This is a genomic window from Desulfuromonas sp. CSMB_57, assembly GCF_020194955.2.
GTDB lineage: Bacteria > Desulfobacterota > Desulfuromonadia > Desulfuromonadales > Syntrophotaleaceae > JAFCIY02.
Map to the genome: position 1 here is coordinate 52848 of NZ_JAFCIY020000039.1, position 15515 is coordinate 68362.

General features: G+C 65.3%; 19 protein-coding genes. 4 read left to right on the forward strand and 15 right to left on the reverse strand.

From position 1 onward, the window contains the following. Positions 1-95: 95 nt before the first annotated feature. Genes JQN68_RS11975 through JQN68_RS12015 form a run of 9 tightly spaced genes read right to left on the reverse strand, consistent with a single transcriptional unit; the run spans position 96 to position 8965 of the window. Positions 96-1385 carry a M16 family metallopeptidase gene (locus JQN68_RS11975; RefSeq protein ID WP_225072639.1) on the reverse strand — a complete coding sequence of 430 codons (1290 nt, stop codon included), beginning with the start codon at positions 1383-1385 and terminating at the stop codon, positions 96-98. A gap of 37 nt (positions 1386-1422) precedes the next feature. Then, the gene (locus JQN68_RS11980; protein WP_225072640.1) at positions 1423-2097 is read right to left on the reverse strand and encodes a DUF2270 domain-containing protein; all 675 of its coding nucleotides are present in this window, start codon (positions 2095-2097) and stop codon (positions 1423-1425) included. A 17-nt stretch (positions 2098-2114) separates the two neighbouring features. Then, a complete protein-coding gene (hemB, locus tag JQN68_RS11985) occupies positions 2115-3092 on the reverse strand; it encodes a porphobilinogen synthase (protein WP_225072641.1) in 978 nt (325 codons plus the stop codon). 1 nt (position 3093) lies between these two features. Next, a complete protein-coding gene (gene cobA / locus JQN68_RS11990) occupies positions 3094-4629 on the reverse strand; it encodes a uroporphyrinogen-III C-methyltransferase (protein ID WP_225072642.1) in 1536 nt (511 codons plus the stop codon). Beyond that, entirely contained in the window at positions 4626-5567 is a 942-nt protein-coding gene (hemC, locus tag JQN68_RS11995) for a hydroxymethylbilane synthase (protein ID WP_225072643.1), read from the reverse strand. Before hemC ends, cobA begins: the two co-directional genes overlap by 4 nt. Continuing rightward, on the reverse strand, positions 5564-6880 hold the full coding sequence (gene hemA, locus JQN68_RS12000; protein ID WP_225072644.1) for a glutamyl-tRNA reductase: 1317 nt from the start codon (positions 6878-6880) through the stop codon (positions 5564-5566). The genes hemC and hemA overlap by 4 nt, the downstream gene beginning before the upstream one ends. A 12-nt stretch (positions 6881-6892) precedes the next feature. Continuing rightward, positions 6893-7717 (reverse strand): c-type cytochrome biogenesis protein CcsB, encoded by an 825-nt coding sequence (ccsB, locus tag JQN68_RS12005; protein ID WP_225072645.1) that lies wholly within the window; start codon positions 7715-7717, stop codon positions 6893-6895. Continuing rightward, positions 7707-8366, reverse strand: a complete 660-nt coding sequence (locus tag JQN68_RS12010; protein ID WP_225072646.1) for a precorrin-2 dehydrogenase/sirohydrochlorin ferrochelatase family protein — start codon at positions 8364-8366, stop codon at positions 7707-7709. Before JQN68_RS12010 ends, ccsB begins: the two co-directional genes overlap by 11 nt. Before the next feature lie 23 nt (positions 8367-8389). Continuing rightward, complete coding sequence (locus tag JQN68_RS12015) at positions 8390-8965, reverse strand: D-sedoheptulose-7-phosphate isomerase (protein WP_225072647.1); 576 nt, start codon at positions 8963-8965, stop codon at positions 8390-8392. 188 nt (positions 8966-9153) lie between these two features. Here JQN68_RS12015 and trxA point away from each other — a divergent pair, with 188 nt between their 5' ends. Further along, complete coding sequence (gene trxA, locus JQN68_RS12020; RefSeq protein ID WP_225072648.1) at positions 9154-9483, forward strand: thioredoxin; 330 nt, start codon at positions 9154-9156, stop codon at positions 9481-9483. Between the two features lie 75 nt (positions 9484-9558). Here trxA and yjgA read toward each other — a convergent pair whose 3' ends face one another. Genes yjgA through dapF form a run of 6 tightly spaced genes read right to left on the reverse strand, consistent with a single transcriptional unit; the run spans position 9559 to position 13343 of the window. Further along, the gene (yjgA, locus tag JQN68_RS12025) at positions 9559-10086 is read right to left on the reverse strand and encodes a ribosome biogenesis factor YjgA (protein WP_225072649.1); all 528 of its coding nucleotides are present in this window, start codon (positions 10084-10086) and stop codon (positions 9559-9561) included. Beyond that, entirely contained in the window at positions 10086-10535 is a 450-nt protein-coding gene (gene dtd, locus JQN68_RS12030; protein ID WP_225072650.1) for a D-aminoacyl-tRNA deacylase, read from the reverse strand. The genes yjgA and dtd overlap by 1 nt, the downstream gene beginning before the upstream one ends. 1 nt (position 10536) lies before the next feature. Next, positions 10537-11391 carry a deoxyribonuclease IV gene (locus tag JQN68_RS12035; protein WP_225072651.1) on the reverse strand — a complete coding sequence of 285 codons (855 nt, stop codon included), beginning with the start codon at positions 11389-11391 and terminating at the stop codon, positions 10537-10539. Then, positions 11388-12062 (reverse strand): pyrimidine 5'-nucleotidase, encoded by a 675-nt coding sequence (locus tag JQN68_RS12040; protein WP_225072652.1) that lies wholly within the window; start codon positions 12060-12062, stop codon positions 11388-11390. The genes JQN68_RS12035 and JQN68_RS12040 overlap by 4 nt, the downstream gene beginning before the upstream one ends. A 4-nt stretch (positions 12063-12066) precedes the next feature. Then, a complete protein-coding gene (locus JQN68_RS12045) occupies positions 12067-12507 on the reverse strand; it encodes an HIT family protein (RefSeq protein ID WP_225072653.1) in 441 nt (146 codons plus the stop codon). Next, complete coding sequence (gene dapF / locus JQN68_RS12050) at positions 12504-13343, reverse strand: diaminopimelate epimerase (protein WP_225072654.1); 840 nt, start codon at positions 13341-13343, stop codon at positions 12504-12506. The genes JQN68_RS12045 and dapF overlap by 4 nt, the downstream gene beginning before the upstream one ends. A gap of 252 nt (positions 13344-13595) precedes the next feature. Here dapF and JQN68_RS12055 point away from each other — a divergent pair, with 252 nt between their 5' ends. Genes JQN68_RS12055 through JQN68_RS12065 form a run of 3 tightly spaced genes read left to right on the forward strand, consistent with a single transcriptional unit; the run spans position 13596 to position 15514 of the window. Then, on the forward strand, positions 13596-13820 hold the full coding sequence (locus JQN68_RS12055) for a hypothetical protein (protein WP_225072655.1): 225 nt from the start codon (positions 13596-13598) through the stop codon (positions 13818-13820). Beyond that, positions 13817-14440 (forward strand): MBL fold metallo-hydrolase, encoded by a 624-nt coding sequence (locus tag JQN68_RS12060; RefSeq protein ID WP_225072656.1) that lies wholly within the window; start codon positions 13817-13819, stop codon positions 14438-14440. Before JQN68_RS12055 ends, JQN68_RS12060 begins: the two co-directional genes overlap by 4 nt. Positions 14441-14476: 36 nt before the next feature. Beyond that, the gene (locus tag JQN68_RS12065; protein ID WP_225072657.1) at positions 14477-15514 is read left to right on the forward strand and encodes a GspE/PulE/PilB domain-containing protein; all 1038 of its coding nucleotides are present in this window, start codon (positions 14477-14479) and stop codon (positions 15512-15514) included. Position 15515: the final 1 nt, after the last annotated feature.

The window sequence follows — 15515 nt, forward strand, 5'->3', positions numbered from 1 at the left end:
CTGCCAACGGCAAACAGGCCTGTTTGGCGGGTTGCGGAGGGAAAAGGAACAACCCGCCAGACAGATTTCAGGCAGCCTGCCGTTTTTTGTGGCAATCAGGCCTGACGGTAGGCGGCCAACAGTTGCTCACAGGTTTTGCGATCGCGGGCCCGGAAGGGGCCGACCACCACCAGGTGCAGGGCCTCGGGCCGCAGCAGTTCCACCGCGACTGTTTGCAAATCCTCCCCCTTCAGGGCCAGGATGGCCTGCCGTTCCCCCTCCAGGGTCAGGGGATAGCCGACCAGTTCGCCCCAGGCGAAGCGGGCGGCGCGGCCGTCGGGCTGATCCTGGCTGAATTCCAGGTCGTAGAGAAAGCTTCGCACGGTCCGTTGCAGTTCCTCCTCCGCCGGCGCACGGGCACAGAGATCGCTGAAAATATCCAGCACCTCCGCCAGGGCTTGCGGCAGGCTCTCCGGCACCACCGCCAAGTCGACGCTCAGTACCCCGCAATCGTGATGCAGGCCGAGATTGGCTTCGACATGGTAGGTCAGGCCCAGTTCGTCCCGCAGGCGGCGCATGAGGCGTGCCGTGCCGCCGCCGGACAGCAGGCGGCGCAGCAACCGCAGGGCGCAGTTGCGCGAATCGCGCCAGCCCGGCAGACGAAAGCTGAGTTGCAGATTGACCTGGGAATTGGAATCCTTGACCCAGGAGGTGGTCGGACCGGCAGCGACGGTGTCGGGGGCCGGACACGGTGGTGGCGCCGGCTGACCCTGCCAGGCGGCGAAGGACTCGCCGAGGGTGCCCAGAGCCTGCGACCGGGTGACCCGCCCGGCCAGGGCGATGACCGTGTTGGAGGGGCCGTAGTATAGATGGTGATGCTGCTGCAGGTCGGCCAGGGTCAGGCCGCTGATGGACGCCTGGCTGCCGACGGTGGGCAGGCTCAGAGGGTGCTCCGGCCACAGCAGGCGGGCGGTGAGACTGTCGGGATTGATGAGTCGCCCGGCCTGGTTGAGATCCTCCAGGGCCTCTTCCAGGATGATGCGTCGCTCGATCTCCAGACCGTTCAACAAGGGCTGTTGCAGCAGGGAGGCAAACAGGGCGGCTCCTTCCTGAAGGTGCGCCGGATGGATGCGGGAATGAAAACAGGTCGACTCACTGTCCGTGGCGGCGTTGGCCATGCCGCCGATGGCTTCGAAGGCCGCTTCCAGGATCTGGCTGGTGGGGTAGTCGCGGCTGCCGCGAAACAGCATGTGTTCCAGAAAATGGGAAATGCCGGCCGTTTCCGGTGTTTCATAACGGCTGCCGATGCCGACGTAGCAGACCATTTCGATGCTGTGCAGGTGGGGCATTTCGACGGTGAGCAGGCGCAAACCGTTGTCGAGGGTGTCCAGATGGTATTCACGCATGTCGCAGGATTCTTCCAGAGGGTAAAGGGGTGTGGCGTCAGTCGACGCGTCCGGGGAAAATCAGATCGCGGCCGCCGCGGGCCCGGCTGCCGAGCTGCTGCAGCACAACCAGATGGCCGGCAAACAGCATCGCCAGAGTCAGGGTCAGCCAACCCGGAATGCGTCCCATGCCGGCCTGGGTCAAAAACTCCCGGAAGGTGCCTACCGGCGCCGGATGGAGCTGGATTTTCAGCATCCAGGCCGCCAGCAGGACTCCGAACAGGAAGATGTAATTGGAATGGATGCGTTGCCCGATGGCTTCCAGACGGGTCATCTTGTAACGCGGATGCAGCAGATCCTCCGCCAGGGCCTGGCGCCAGGGCGCATCCGGACCGTGTTCCAGGCGACCCTGCAGGATCTCGGCGACGAAGTGCTGATGCAGCAGCCGCACCCGGAATTCGTAGGCATCGTAAAACCGGAACCGTCGTCCTTCGACCACCAGCAGGATATAGACCATGGCCAAGGCGAAGAGGAAGATGGCATGGGGCAATTCCGGATGGCTGAAGGAAAAACCGAGAAATGCCGCAGCGGTACCCACCGCCCAGTTGGTGGTGCGATCCAGGCGCTCGCGCCAGGCCAGGGCGCGAGCCGATTCGGCCCGGTAGTAATGGATCAGGGTGGTGATGGCTTCACTGCGGCTCAGTTGGCGGCTTTCCGAAGCACTGTCGGCCATGGCGGTATCCCTTTGCTTCAGCGGGTGCGCAGCAGACGTGCTGCTTCCGGCGCGTGATAGGTGATGATGAGATCGGCGCCGGCCCGCTTCATGCCGGTCAGGGATTCCAACATGACCTGGTCATGGTCCAGCCAACCCCGTTCGGCGGCAGCCTTGAGCATGGCGAATTCGCCCGACACGTTGTAGGCCACCAGGGGCAGGTCCAGGCGCCGGCGCAGGTCCCGCAATATGTCCAGGTAGGCCAGGGCCGGCTTGACGATCAGGCAATCGGCCCCCTCCGCCACATCCAGTTCCGCTTCCCGGTGGGCTTCCCGACGGTTGGCCGGATCCATCTGGTAGCTGCGCCGGTCGCCGAACCGGGGTGCCGATTCGGCCGCTTCCCGGAACGGACCGTAGAAGGCGCTGGCGTATTTGACGGCGTAGCTCATGATGGGGAGCTGCGCATAGCCGGCGGCGTCGAGGGCGGCGCGCAGGGCCGCCACCCGGCCGTCCATCATGTCGCTGGGAGCCACCATGTCGGCGCCGGCCCGGGCATGGCTGACGGCCTGGGCGGCGAGCAGTTCCAGGGTCGCGTCATTGTCCACCTCGCCGCCACGGATGACCCCGCAGTGACCGTGGTCGGTGTATTCGCACAGGCAGACATCGGTGATCACCAGCAGATCCGGCCAGGCTTCCTTGATGGCCGCCACGGCCCGCTGCACCACGCCATCGGGGCGGGCACCGGAGCTGCCCACGGCATCCTTGTCGGCCGGAATGCCGAACAGCAGCACCGCCGGAATGCCCAGTTGCCAGGCGCTGCCGGCTTCCAGCACCGCCTGGTCGACGGACAGTTGGCAGATGCCGGGCATGGAGGCGATGGGACGCCGCTGGTTCCGGCCTGCAATGCAGAACAGGGGGTAGATGAGATCCTCGACGGCCAAACGGGTTTCGCGGACCATGCCGCGCAGGGTCGGTGAGCGCCGCAGGCGCCGCAGGCGGGTGGCAGGAAAATGCATGTCAACTCCTTGCTGCAGAGGAAAGGGCGGAAAAATGGGCGCCGAGAGCCGCCACCAGGGCCTCTGCGGTCGGCTCGTCGGCCTCGACGCTGACGGCTAGGCCCAGCTCCCTGGCGGTGGCGCTGGTCTGCGGGCCCAAGGAGGCCAGCACGGCGCCCTGCAACAGTTTTCGACGGCCGGCATCGAGCAGTTCCCAGGCATGGCGCAGGGCCGACGAAGACGCGAAGGCGACGGCGTCGACACCGTCGTCCAGGGCCTGCCGCAAGGGTTCGGCGGCCGCCGCCGGACAGCGGCAGTGGTAGGCCACGGGCGCCGTGACTTCGGCTCCGGCGGCGATCAGTTCGCGGACCAGCAGGGGACGCGCCAGCTGACTGCGGGGATACAGGATGCGACCTCCGGCCACACCCTGCTCGAGGAGCATTTCGAGCATGCCTTCGGCATCTTGCCGGGCGGGCTGCAAGTCGGCGAGGATGCCGTGCCCGGCCAGGGCCGCGGCCGTTTTGCTGCCGATGGCGGCAACAACGATGCCGGCCAAGGCCCGGGAATCCAGATTGCGCGCGGCCAATCGGGCCAACAAGGACTCCACGGCATTGGTCGAGGTCAGAACCAGAAAGTCGGTACCGGCGAGGCGATCCAAGGCCCCGTCCAGGTCCGTCCAGTCGGGGGGCGGCACGATTTCCAGGGTCGGCACGGCCAGCACCCGGGCGCCGGCTGCTTCCAGCGCCGCGCTCAGAGCGCCGGCCTGCTCTTGGCTGCGCGTCACCAGGATGCGACGCCCGAACAGGGGGCGCCGGTCGAACCAGCGCAACTGATCGCGCAGGGCGACGACTTCGCCGACGATGATGATGGCCGGCGGCCGCAGGCCGCTGCGTCGAACCTGGGCGGCAATTTCCCGCAAGGGGGCGACCAGGGTCTGTTGTTCGGGCAGGGTGCCCCAACGGATGACGGCGGCGGGGGTGTCGGGATGACGCCCGTGTGCCATGAGCAGTGCGGCGATCTGTTCCAGGTTGGCCATGCCCATGTAGAAGACCAGGGTGCCGACCCCCGTCGCCAGCTTGGCCCAATCGAGGCTGGAGATCTGTCGGGCCGGATGCTCATGGCCGGTGAACAGGCCCAGACTGGTGGTGAAATCCCGATGGGTGAGGGGAATGCCGGCATACAGGGCGGCGCCGAAAGCCGCCGTCACGCCGGGCACGATCTCGAAGGGGATGCCGGCGGCGGCCAGTTGGCAGGCTTCTTCGCCGCCGCGGCCGAAAACACAGGGATCGCCCCCCTTGAGACGCGCCACTATTCGGCCTTGGCGGGCAAGTTCCACCAGCAGGGCGTTGATCTGTTCCTGGGGCAGGTGGTGCCGGCCGCTGGTCTTGCCGACATAGATGCGTCGGGCATCGACGGGCACTTCGTCCAGCAGGCGCGGATTGGCCAGGTAATCGTAGACCACCACCTCGGACCGGCGCAGGCAGTCGCGGCCGCGCACCGTGATCAGGCCCGGATCGCCGGGGCCGGCGCCGATAAGGTAGACCAGGCCCGTGGTCATGGCGTTTCTCCAGGGCCGCCGGCGGCGACCAGCAGACGCCGGGCGCCCCGGGCCAGCAGTTCTTCGGCCAGTTCCCGGCCGGCCTGTTCCGCGAGAGCCTTCGACACCCTGCGGCGGCCACGCAGCAGTTCGCGGCCATCGCAGCTGGCCACCAGGCCGTCCAATTCCAGCAGGTCGCCGCACAGGCTGCCATGGGCCGCCAGCGGCACCTGGCAGCCGCCTTCCAGGCGGACCAGAAAGGCCCGCTCAGCGGCCACCGCGATGGCGGTGGCGGGGTGGTGCAGGGGGGCGAGGAGCCGCTGTACCCGTTCGTCGTCGCTGCGGCATTCAAGGCCGAGGGCACCTTGGCCGATGGCGGGCAAGCATAGCTCCGGCGCCAGGAACTCGGAAATACGTTCTGCCAGGCCCAGGCGCTTGAGGCCGGCGGCGGCCAGGATGATGCCGTCCAGGGCCTGCTCCTCGAGTTTTCGCAGTCGGGTTTCGACATTGCCGCGCAGGGGCACGATGTGCAGATCCGGCCGACTGTGCAGCAGCTGGGCCTGACGCCGCAGGGCGGAAGTGCCGAGGCGGGCCCCTGCGGGCAGGTCCGCCAGCCGCCGCCCGTCCCGCGTCACCAGGGCATCGCCGGGATCTTCCCGCTGAGGAATGCAGACCAGTGCCAGCCCGGCCGGCAACTGGGACGGCACATCCTTCATGGAATGCACCGCCAGATCGGCGCGGCCGTCGAGCAGGGCCTCCTCAATCTCCTTGACGAACAGTCCCTTGCCGCCAAGCTTGGCCAGGGGCACATCAAGGATGCGATCGCCGGTGGTCGTGAGGGGCAGCAGTTCGACTCGCAGGCCCGGCCAGGCCCTACGCAGTGCCGTGGCGGTCCATTCGGCCTGCCACAGGGCCAGCTGACTGGCGCGGGTGCCGATAATCAGATCAGGTTTTGTCATGGGACGCCGTCCTCCTTGTCACGGGTATCGGCCAAGCCGGGTCCCGCCTCCGGTTCCAGACGGAACAATCGGCGTGCCGTTTCCAGATAGAGTTCCCCCGCCTTTTCATGTCCCATGGCCTTGATGACGGTGATGGGTTGGTGCAGCACCTTGTTGACCAGCGACCGACTCATGGCTTCGATGGCCTGTCGATCGTCCTCCGACAGGTGGCTGAGGCCGGCCAGGGTTCGGGCCAGTTCCTGGCGGCGCAGTTCCTCCATCTGCCGGTGCAGGGCCACGATCAGAGGCTTGACTTCCAGGGTACGGAGCCAGCGGCTGAATCTTTCGACCTCCTGATCGACGATGTCCTCCGCCTTGTCGGCCGCCTTGCGTCGTTGCTGGCGGTTGGCGGCGATCACTCCCTGCAGGTCGTCGATGTCGTACAGGTAGAGATTATCGATGCGGTTGGCGGCCGGATCAATGTTGCGCGGCACGGCGATATCGATGAGGAACATGGCGCGGTTGCGGCGTTGCCGGATGACCTGTTCCAGTTGTTCGCAGGTCAGCAGTACGCCGCCGGCGGCGGTGGAGGTCAGCACGATATCCGCCTGATGCAGATGGTAGGGAAATTGTTCGAAGGCCACGGCGCGGCCGCCGATCCGCGCCGCCAGTTGCCGGGCCCGTTCCAGGGTACGATTGGTCACCAGGGTGGTACCCACCTGCTGGGTGACCAGATGCCGGGCGGCCAGCTCGCACATCTTCCCGGCGCCGATAATCATCACCGTGCGTCCGGCCAAATCGCCGAAAATACGTCGTGCCAATTCGACCGCCGCGTAGGAGACGGAAACGGCGTGCTGGGCGATGGCCGTCTCGCTGCGCACCCGCTTGGCGGTGGCAAAAGCGCGCGGCAGCAGACGATGCAGAATGGGACCGGCGCACCCGCAGGCGTTGGCGGCGGCGTAAGCCGATTTCAACTGGCCGAGGATCTGCGGCTCGCCAAGGACCATGGAATCAAGGCTCGAGGCGACCCGGAACAGGTGGCGAATAGCGGCCGCGTCAGCCAGTTCATAGAGGTGCGGGTCGAGTTGCAATCCGCCTTCCTGCCGTTGGGCGGAGAGCAGGCCGCGCAACTGTCGGCCCGCTTCGACGGGATCATGGCTGACGGCGTACAGTTCCACCCGGTTGCAGGTCGACAGGATCAGGCCCTCCGCCACCGACGGCAAAGCCATCAGGGCGCGCAGGGGACTGTTCGCGTCACAGCTGTGAAATGTCAGCTGTTCGCGGAGTTCGACCGGGGCGGTGTGATGACTCAATCCGACAACCAACAGGTGCATGAACGGTCAGCCTCAGGGCGCGCCGGGGGTAAATCCGCCGTACCAACCGGAAAACAGCAGATTAACGCCGACAAAAGTGAACAGCAGGCAGATGAAGCCGGCGATGGCCAACTGGGCCGCCTTGCGGCCTCGCCAGCCGATGGCCAGCCGCCCATGCAGCAGAATGGCAAACAGGAACCAGGAGAGCAGGGCCCAACTCTCCTTGGCACCCCAGCGCCAATAGCTGCCCCAGACCGATTCGGCCACCAGGGCGCCGAACACCATGCTCAGGGTGAGCAGGGGGAAGCCCAGGGTCAGGCAGCGCAGGTTGATCGTATCGAGGGTATCCAGGGCCGGCAGGCGATAGCAGAGGGGGGCGATGCGTTTGCTTTTCAGCATCCGTTCCTGCATCAGGTAGAGAATCCCGGCACCGGCGGCAACGGCGAAGGCGGCGTTGCCGAGCAAGGCCAGAACGACATGCAGTGGCAACCACCAACCGGCGAGAGTCGGGGCCGGTCGCAGCGGGGTGAGGCGGCTCAAAAGGAGCAGGATCAAGGCCAGGGGCGTGATGAATGCGCTCAGTACGGCTAAAGGATAGCGGCGGCTGAACAACAGGAACAGGGCGACCATGGCCCAGGAGAAAAAAGCCAGGGATTCCGGACGGCCGGCCAGGGGCAGCAGGCCGGCGGCGGCAATCCGGGTCGTCAGGGTCGCACAGTGCAGCCCAAAACCGGCGAGCAGCGTCAGGCGTGCCGCGCGTGCGGTGCTCCAACGGCCGAAAAGGTCCGTCAGCGCCAGGGCGGAGGCCAGGCCATAGGCGGCCAGGGTGGCCTGAAAGAGCAGGGTGTCAAGACTCATGGGGCTCCTTGCCTAGTCCCAGGCGGGCCAGGGTGCAATCCGGGCCGAATTCGTTCTGCAGCAGGAGATCTACCGTCGCCAGTTCGCCGACGGCGAAAGCTTCCGCCAAGCCGTTGTCCAGCAGTCGGCCCAGTACCCCGGCGGTCACCGTGGGTGAACCTTGGGCAGTACGGCGCCGCAGGGCTTCCGCCAGGTCCAGGACCTGGTCCCAGGCCGAGGGCAGCCAGGCGCCCAAGCGGTCGCGCAGGGCCGCGGCCAGGGCGGGGCTGCGGCCGGCGGTGGCCACGGTCACCGTCAGATCGCCGCGCCGCAATACTGCCGGCAGGGTGAAATCCCCATTTTCCGGCTGGCCGGCCAAGGCCACAGGAATGCTCCGCTGCCGGGCGGCGGCGGCCACCGCCTCGTCAACAGCGCACCGACCGGTGGCGGCAATGGCCAGAAACATGCCATCGAGATGCGCGGGCCGGAAAGGCTCGATGAGCACTTCGATTCCGGCTGCAAGGGGTTGTTCCGGTGTCTGCAGGGCCACCATCCGCACCCGGGCACCGGCGGCCAGCAGGCCCAGGGCTTTGCGCCGGCCCACCGGTCCGGCACCGACCACTAGTCCGCAGCGGCCTTCCATGCGCCATATGACAGGATAATCTCCCATGAATGAATGGCCCAATGCCGGGGTCAGCTGCCGAACAGGGATTCTTCCACCAACTCGCATAGCAGGTGGCCGAAAAACAGTGCCGCTTCCGCGGCTCTGCCGACGGAGTCGGTGTTGAGGCGGAACAGGTAATGGGGGCCGTCGCCTGCCGGCTCTTCCTGATCCGGCAACAGGGCGGCGGTGACACAGCCCCGTTCCCGGGCTTCGGCCAGCCCGGCCATGACCGCCTCGTTGTGCGCCACGTCGCCCAAGGCGAGCACGGCATCATGTTCGCCGGCCAGCAGGCCGAGTTGTTGGGCGAAGAAGGTGCCGATCTGCCCTTCCTTGGCCAGGGCGGTCGCCAGGGTAATGTCGTGACAAAGGGAAAGCGCCGGTAGCGGTGGCCGTTCGAAACTCAGGCGGTGCCGAAACAGGTTGGCGACCAGGTTGGCGATGGCCCCCAATGAACCGCTGCCGAAGATCAGCAGGCGCCCTCCCTGGTTGAAGACTTCGACGATGCGGCCGGAGAATTCCACCAGCTCATTGGCCTGGAGCAGGAAGGTTTCTTCCAGAACGGCGGTGTGTTCCCGTAACGATTTGCTGATGCGGTCCTGTAGCATGGGCCTGGCCTTGCCTGAATAAGTGAAAAAATGTTAGGTTGACCCTATCCGTCTGTCAATGAAACTGCCGGCTGCCGCGGGACCGGGCCTTGCTTTTTTCGACGGCTCATCTATGCTAAAGCGGACTTCCTTGGGATGCGGGTTATTCAACTGATTGATAGTGCTATTCTTGCAAAGGAGAAACGACGATGGCAAGTGAGAATGTGTTGCAAGTTTCCGATGGCAACTTCGATAGCGAGGTATTGCAATCCTCCCAGCCGGTGCTGGTGGATTTCTGGGCTTCCTGGTGCGGGCCCTGCAAGGCTATCGCTCCGGTTATCGACGCCTTGGCCGAACAGTATGCCGGCCAGGTGCGAATTGCCAAGCTGAATGTCGATGAAAATCCTGCCACGCCGGGCAAATACGGGGTGCGCGGCATCCCGACCCTGATTCTGTTCAAGGACGGCCAGATTGTCGATCAACTGGTGGGCGCGGTGCCCCGCCAGCAACTGGAAAATCTGTTGCAGAAAGTTCTGTGATTACCGAACCGCACGTTGTACTTGATGGGGGAGGCGCCGCAGGGCGCCTCCCCTTTGTGGTTTTCCGCCAAACGGTCATGTCTCCGGTTGCGTCCCGCCGTCCTCCTCCATGGCTTGCCGCAGCAGCCGAAACAGGGCCCGCGCCGCCTGCTTGTCGCCATGGGTGCGGGCCGACTGGGCCAGTTGTCGGGTCCGGCGTTCGTCGAGGGAGGGGAAGCGGCGCACACATTCCTCGAGGGCGGCGGTGTGATCTTCCTCGTGGCACAATCGGTCGCGCAGGGTCTCCAGGAGATGAAACTCCTGCTGCTTTTGCAATTGGCGTTCGCTGACTCCGCCCAGAAAGGCCAACACCTCTTCCTGCTGCTCCGGTTCCTCGCGCAGCAGGCCGGCCAGGTGTTTGACTTGTCGCTTGCGGGCGCCGTGGCTCCTGATGGCCCGAACCGCTTCCGCCTCCTTGCGCAGGTGCGGCGTCAAGGGCAGGGCGGAGAAGGTCGCCGGCGGCAGTTCGGACAGCTTGTGGGCCAGTTCCTCGACGGCTTGGGCGGCCCGTTTGCGGGCACTGCGGCTGGGAGGGCGCTGCTGGTTTTCTTCCAAATCGGTCATCAGAATACCTTGCGGCTGTCGAGCAGAAAAGTCACCGGCCCGTCATTGACCAGTGCGACCTGCATCATGGCCTGAAAACGGCCGGTGGCCACGGTCAGGCCGCGCCGGCGGAGATGTTGAACATAGTCCAGATAGAGGGCTTCGGCGACCGCCGGCGGCGCCGCGCCGGTAAAGCTGGGCCGGCGGCCCTTGCGGCAATCGCCGGCCAGGGTGAACTGGGAGACCACCAGCACCCCACCGCCGGTATCTTCCACCGACAGATTCATTTTGCCTGCCGCGTCCTCAAAAATGCGCAGTTCGGCGGTCTTGTCCGCCAGAGCGTCGGCGTCGGCGGCCGTGTCGCCCTGCTCGACCCCCAGCAAAACCAGCAGTCCCGGGCCGATGGCCCCAACCTCCTCGCCGGCGACCGTGACGTTGGCCTTGGCCACCCGTTGCAGTACCGCTCGCATGTTATGACTCCTCGGCGAGGGACCGCAGTCGGGCCAGATCCTGGAGATGGCCGGTATTGTCCGGACCAGGTGCCGTTTCCAGGATTTTCGGGATGCCCGCAAACCGTGCGTCGCGCAGCAGTTCTCGGAACACCGCCAAGGGAATATTTCCCTCACCGATATGCTCGTGACGATCGACCCGCGAGCCGTGGGTGCTTTTGGCGTCGTTGAGGTGAAACGCCTGCAGTCGTTGACAACCGATGAGCCGGTCGAATTCGGTCATGACGCTCCGGTAGCCTTCGCTGTTGGTCAGCTCGTACCCGGCGGCAAAGGCGTGACAGGTGTCGAAACAGACCCCGAAGCGGCCGTCGGGGACCCCGGCCATGATGGCCGCCAGATGCTCGAACCGGTATCCCAGGTAACTGCCCTGGCCGGCGGTATTTTCCAGCAACACCGTAACCGTGTCCGGGGCTCCGGCGAATACCTGGCGCAGCGCCTCGCAGACCCGGGCCAGGCCCACCGCTTCCCCTGCATCCAGGTGGGCGCCGGGATGCATGACCAGGGCCGGGATGCCGAGGGCGTGGCAGCGCTCCAGTTCGTCGGCGAAGGCCGCCAGCGACTTGCTGCGCACCTCGCCTTCGGCGGCGGCCAGGTTGATCAGGTAGCTGTCGTGGGCCAGGACCGCACGCACCGGACCGGCCTGCCAGGCCGTCGCGAAAGCGGCCCGCTCCTGGTCCTTCAGGGGCGGGACCTGCCAACGGCTGGCGTTGCGGGTGAAGATCTGGATGGCCTGGATGTCCAGTGCGGCGGCCCGCTCGAAGGCGCGGCTGACACCGCCGGCGATGGATACATGGGCACCGAGGAACAGTTCCTTCATCCGCTTACCGGCAGGCCGAGGGACGCAGCCGCGCCGGAGTCCGTCCAGGCGGCCAGGGTCTCGGGCACCTGCAGCACTGCCGACAGATGGGCATCGACGTAGGGTTCCGGGCGGTTGTCGCCGACCAGGATGGTGGCCATGCCCAGTTCCTTGGCCGGACGCAGGTTGGCGACACTGTCCTCGACCATGACGCAGGCCGAACCCGGCCGGCCCAGTTGCGCAAGAACCTGGCGGTAGGGTTCCGGCCAGGGCTTGGGGCGGTAATCGGCCACCCGGATATCGAATACCCGGTCGAACAGGTCGGCCACTCCCAAGGCGTTGAGCACCCGCTCCGTGTGGCACAGGGAACTGTTGGTGAACACCACCCGCTGCTGGGGCAGAGCCTGCAATGCCCGGCGCAGGGCGACATCGGGCTGCAGACGGCTGGCGACGTCGATGTCGTGCACATAACGGAGATAGTCCTCGGGATCGACCTGGTGGTGGCGCATCAGACCCTGCATGGTGACGCCGTAACGCTCCCAGTAGCGGCGCCGCAGGACATCGACATCCTCCAGAGGAATGCCCGCCACCTCGTGCATGTAGCGATTGATGCGCCGATCGATGAGGGAGAACAGTTCCCGCTCCGGCGGGTAAAGGGTGTTGTCGAGGTCGAAGAGGATGACATCCACCATGATTCTATCCTTTTGCGGCCGGCGAATGCGGCGGCAGGCCGAGGGCGTCGCGAATGGCCGCCGCCTGCCGGCGGTAGTCGACTTCGGTCAGCAGCCGTTCGGCATGGGGCTCGCTCCAGATGGGGCGGGGCCACAGGGGATCGTCCGTTTGGCGCGGCACCAGGTGCCAGTGCATGTGCGGCACCATATTGCCGAGCAACTCGTAATTCATCTTCGCCGGTCGATAGACGCGGTGGAGGGCGGCCGCCACCCGGGCCACCTCCTCCATAACCAAAGCACGTTCGGCCGGGTCGAGATGAAACAGTTCCGTCACGTGCCGTTTGCTGACCAGCAGGGTGTAGCCGGCAAAGAACTGGTCCTGATTGAGCAGGGCGTAGCAGAACTCCAGTTCGGCGATGCGCAGCGGCGGTTCATCCTGCCAGCGGGTGCAAAAGGGGCAGCTCATTGCGGGTCGAAGACCCCTTCAAAGACCTGCACCGCCGGGCCGGTCATGTAGACGCTGCCCTCCTCGGTCCATTCCATTTCCAGGTCGCCGCCCGACAGGTGGTTGAGAATGGCGCGCTCGGTGCGGCCGGTCAGCACCCCGGCGACGGCGACCGCGGAAGCGCCGGTGCCGCAGGCCAGGGTCTCTCCGGCGCCGCGCTCCCAGGTGCGCTGCCGGACTTCTGTCGGTGATATGACTTGGACGAATTCGACATTGGTGCGGCGGGGAAACAGGGCATGGTTTTCGATCACCGGACCGTATTTGTCGACCGGAAAAGCGGCGGCGTCGTCGACGAAGATGACGCAGTGCGGGTTGCCCATGGACACGCAGGTGATGCGGAAGGTGCGGTCAAGTATCTGCAACTCGACGTTCACCACCTGTTCATCGGCCGGGCCGGTCATGGGGATTTGGCCCCGGGTCAGGCGCGGCCGGCCCATGTTGACCCGCACCCGTTCGATCCGGTCGCGGTCGTTGGGGAACAGTTGCAGGGTGAGGATGCCGGCACCGGTTTCGGCGGTGATTTCCGTCTTCTTCACCAGGCCGTGATCGTAGGCATATTTGGCGACGCAACGAATGCCGTTGCCGCACATCTCCGATTCGCTGCCGTCGGAATTGAACATGCGCATGCGAACATCCGCCACTTCCGAGGGCATGATCAGGATCAGGCCGTCGGAGCCGATGCCGAAATTGCGATTGCTGACCTGCCGGGCCAGGGCCGCCGGGTCGGCTATGGTTTCCTCGAAGCAGTTGACGTAGACGTAATCGTTGCCGGCACCTTGCATTTTGGCAAACTTCATGGATTGGAGGGTCCTTTCCGCGGTTGGTCCTGCCATGCTTCAATCAGCCCGGACGCCCGGAAAGTCGAAGGACTGCCGGTAACGCCGGTGAACGGGCTGAAAAAATGGTGGATAAAGCTTTCGACAAAGGAATAAAAAGCGATTATAAGGGAAGAGTCTCTCCCTCACAAGGGGAAAGCCGACCGCCGGATTGACGGTTCGGGCACCTTGTCCTAACATTCAGGGAGACTGATGGGAAAGGAGTTGCCATGTATGGCATTTAATCTTATAACCAAGGTCTGGCAGACCGGAAACCTGGAGTGGTGGGGGCGCATCGATGGCCGAGACGTCTATCTCGGTCGCCGTGAGTTTCCTTTGCCGCCGATGGAGGGTGATCAGTGGCGGGTTGCCGCGACGGGTGCGATATTCCGGATTGAAAAGGGCGCGGTACGGTGTGTGCAGCCACCGCATGGGGAGTCCGGGCAGGAGGGTCAATGAAAGTCGGCGAATTGGAGATTGTGCAGATAGCGGCTGGCGAAATGGCCAATTTTGCCTACCTGATCCATCATCCCGCCAGTCGGCTGGGCTTGGCCGTGGATCCCTCCTTTGAACCCCAGCGGCTGCTGGATGAGATCCGGCGGCGCCAGGTCGCTTTGCGTTGGCTGGTGAACACCCATGGTCACCGCGATCATGTGGCCGGCAACCAGGTCGTGTTGCAGGCCACCGGCGCCCTGCTGGCGGCCCATCCCCTGGCTGTGCCCGGCGCCGATGTGGCCTTGGAGGAAGGCATGGTGCTGCATCTGGATGAGGTGCCCGTTACGGTTTTGCATACTCCGGGCCACACGCCGGGCGATTTGGTGCTTAACCCGCCCGGGGCGCTGCTGACCGGCGATACCCTGTTTGTCACCCATGTCGGACGGGCCGACTTGCCCGGTAGCGATGCCGAGGCGTTGTATGCCAGTTTGCAGCGTCTGGCGGCTTTCCCCGCGGACACCCTGGTGTTCCCCGGGCATGATTACGGTCCCATGCCGGTTTCCAGCATCGCCTTTGAACGGGAACACAACCCCTATCTGCGTTGTCCGGATCTGGCCAGTTTTCTTCGTCTGCGCCTCGGGTGAGGTGTTGCTTGCGCAACCAGCCGGAAAGAGAATGAAATGGCTCCTGCACTCCTGACGATGTTGATGGAAGCGGGTTTGTTGCAGCCGGAGCAGGCGCGACAGGCAGTGGAACGGGTGCGGGCGCAGGGTGGGCCTGTCACCACGGTGCTGCGGGAAATGGGCTTGCTCGATTCGGAAACCCTGGCCCGATTTCTGGCCTTCCACCTGAATCTGCCCTATTGCGATCCCGGCCGCCTGCCGGCAGTGCCGCCGGTCATGCTGGAGTTTCTGCCGGCGGCCAGGGCGGTGGAGTACCGTGCTCTACCCCTGTGTCTGGATCAGCGTGGTCTGCACGTTGCCCTGGCTGATCCGACGGAACGCCCTGTGCTGCAGAAGTTGGCGGGCATGATGGGCTATCCCTTGGTGGTGCGGGTGGCCCCGGAAACGGAGCTGCTGCGAACCGTACAACGCCTCTACGGTTGTTCCTTGCCGGAACGCGAAGCCCGTCTGCTGGAGATGGACGCGGCAGCCTTGCCGACCGCCGCCGGCCCCTTGGCCGAGGCCCTGCTCGAAGAGGCGGAGGTGGTGGAGGATGCGGATGCCGGGATACCGGAGGACTCCGATCCGGGTGCGGCCCTGGCGGCGGCCACCAGTCGCCAGGAAGTGGCCGAGATTTTGATGGCGTATCTGGGTCGAAGGTTTCAGCGTTGCGCCCTGTTTCTGCTGCGGAAGGGGCAGGTCGAGGGCTGGCAGGCTCGGCGGCAAGGGCACCCCTTGCCCGGTTTTGCCCGGTTTTGCATGGCCCTCGATCAATCCGCTTTGCTACACAGTGTCGGACTTGAAAAGACCTGTTTCCTGGGTCCGGTGGGGGCGGCGACCCAGCCTGCTGCGTTGCTGGAAGCATTGGGTGCGCCGGAGCCGGATACGGTCCTGCTGTTACCCCTGGTACTGGCCGGCCGGGTCATCGGCGTACTCTGGGTGGAAGGGCCGGAACCGGCATTGCGGGAGAGCTGTGGGGAATTGCAGTATCTGTTGGGCCAAGCCGCCTGTGCCCTGGAGATTCTGGTGCTTCGCTGGAAGTTGCTGCGCGCCTGAT

Excerpts from the sequence above, each read along its gene's own strand:
- JQN68_RS11975 (WP_225072639.1), bottom strand. The coding sequence starts at position 1,385 with ATGCGTGAATACCATCTGGACACCCTCGACAACGGTTTGCGCCTGCTC.
- JQN68_RS11980 (WP_225072640.1), bottom strand. The coding sequence starts at position 2,097 with ATGGCCGACAGTGCTTCGGAAAGCCGCCAACTGAGCCGCAGTGAAGCC.
- hemB (WP_225072641.1), bottom strand. The coding sequence starts at position 3,092 with ATGCATTTTCCTGCCACCCGCCTGCGGCGCCTGCGGCGCTCACCGACC.
- cobA (WP_225072642.1), bottom strand. The coding sequence starts at position 4,629 with ATGACCACGGGCCTGGTCTACCTTATCGGCGCCGGCCCCGGCGATCCG.
- hemC (WP_225072643.1), bottom strand. The coding sequence starts at position 5,567 with ATGACAAAACCTGATCTGATTATCGGCACCCGCGCCAGTCAGCTGGCC.
- hemA (WP_225072644.1), bottom strand. The coding sequence starts at position 6,880 with ATGCACCTGTTGGTTGTCGGATTGAGTCATCACACCGCCCCGGTCGAA.
- ccsB (WP_225072645.1), bottom strand. The coding sequence starts at position 7,717 with ATGAGTCTTGACACCCTGCTCTTTCAGGCCACCCTGGCCGCCTATGGC.
- JQN68_RS12010 (WP_225072646.1), bottom strand. The coding sequence starts at position 8,366 with ATGGGAGATTATCCTGTCATATGGCGCATGGAAGGCCGCTGCGGACTA.
- JQN68_RS12015 (WP_225072647.1), bottom strand. The coding sequence starts at position 8,965 with ATGCTACAGGACCGCATCAGCAAATCGTTACGGGAACACACCGCCGTT.
- trxA (WP_225072648.1), top strand. The coding sequence starts at position 9,154 with ATGGCAAGTGAGAATGTGTTGCAAGTTTCCGATGGCAACTTCGATAGC.
- yjgA (WP_225072649.1), bottom strand. The coding sequence starts at position 10,086 with ATGACCGATTTGGAAGAAAACCAGCAGCGCCCTCCCAGCCGCAGTGCC.
- dtd (WP_225072650.1), bottom strand. The coding sequence starts at position 10,535 with ATGCGAGCGGTACTGCAACGGGTGGCCAAGGCCAACGTCACGGTCGCC.
- JQN68_RS12035 (WP_225072651.1), bottom strand. The coding sequence starts at position 11,391 with ATGAAGGAACTGTTCCTCGGTGCCCATGTATCCATCGCCGGCGGTGTC.
- JQN68_RS12040 (WP_225072652.1), bottom strand. The coding sequence starts at position 12,062 with ATGGTGGATGTCATCCTCTTCGACCTCGACAACACCCTTTACCCGCCG.
- JQN68_RS12045 (WP_225072653.1), bottom strand. The coding sequence starts at position 12,507 with ATGAGCTGCCCCTTTTGCACCCGCTGGCAGGATGAACCGCCGCTGCGC.
- dapF (WP_225072654.1), bottom strand. The coding sequence starts at position 13,343 with ATGAAGTTTGCCAAAATGCAAGGTGCCGGCAACGATTACGTCTACGTC.
- JQN68_RS12055 (WP_225072655.1), top strand. The coding sequence starts at position 13,596 with ATGGCATTTAATCTTATAACCAAGGTCTGGCAGACCGGAAACCTGGAG.
- JQN68_RS12060 (WP_225072656.1), top strand. The coding sequence starts at position 13,817 with ATGAAAGTCGGCGAATTGGAGATTGTGCAGATAGCGGCTGGCGAAATG.
- JQN68_RS12065 (WP_225072657.1), top strand. The coding sequence starts at position 14,477 with ATGGCTCCTGCACTCCTGACGATGTTGATGGAAGCGGGTTTGTTGCAG.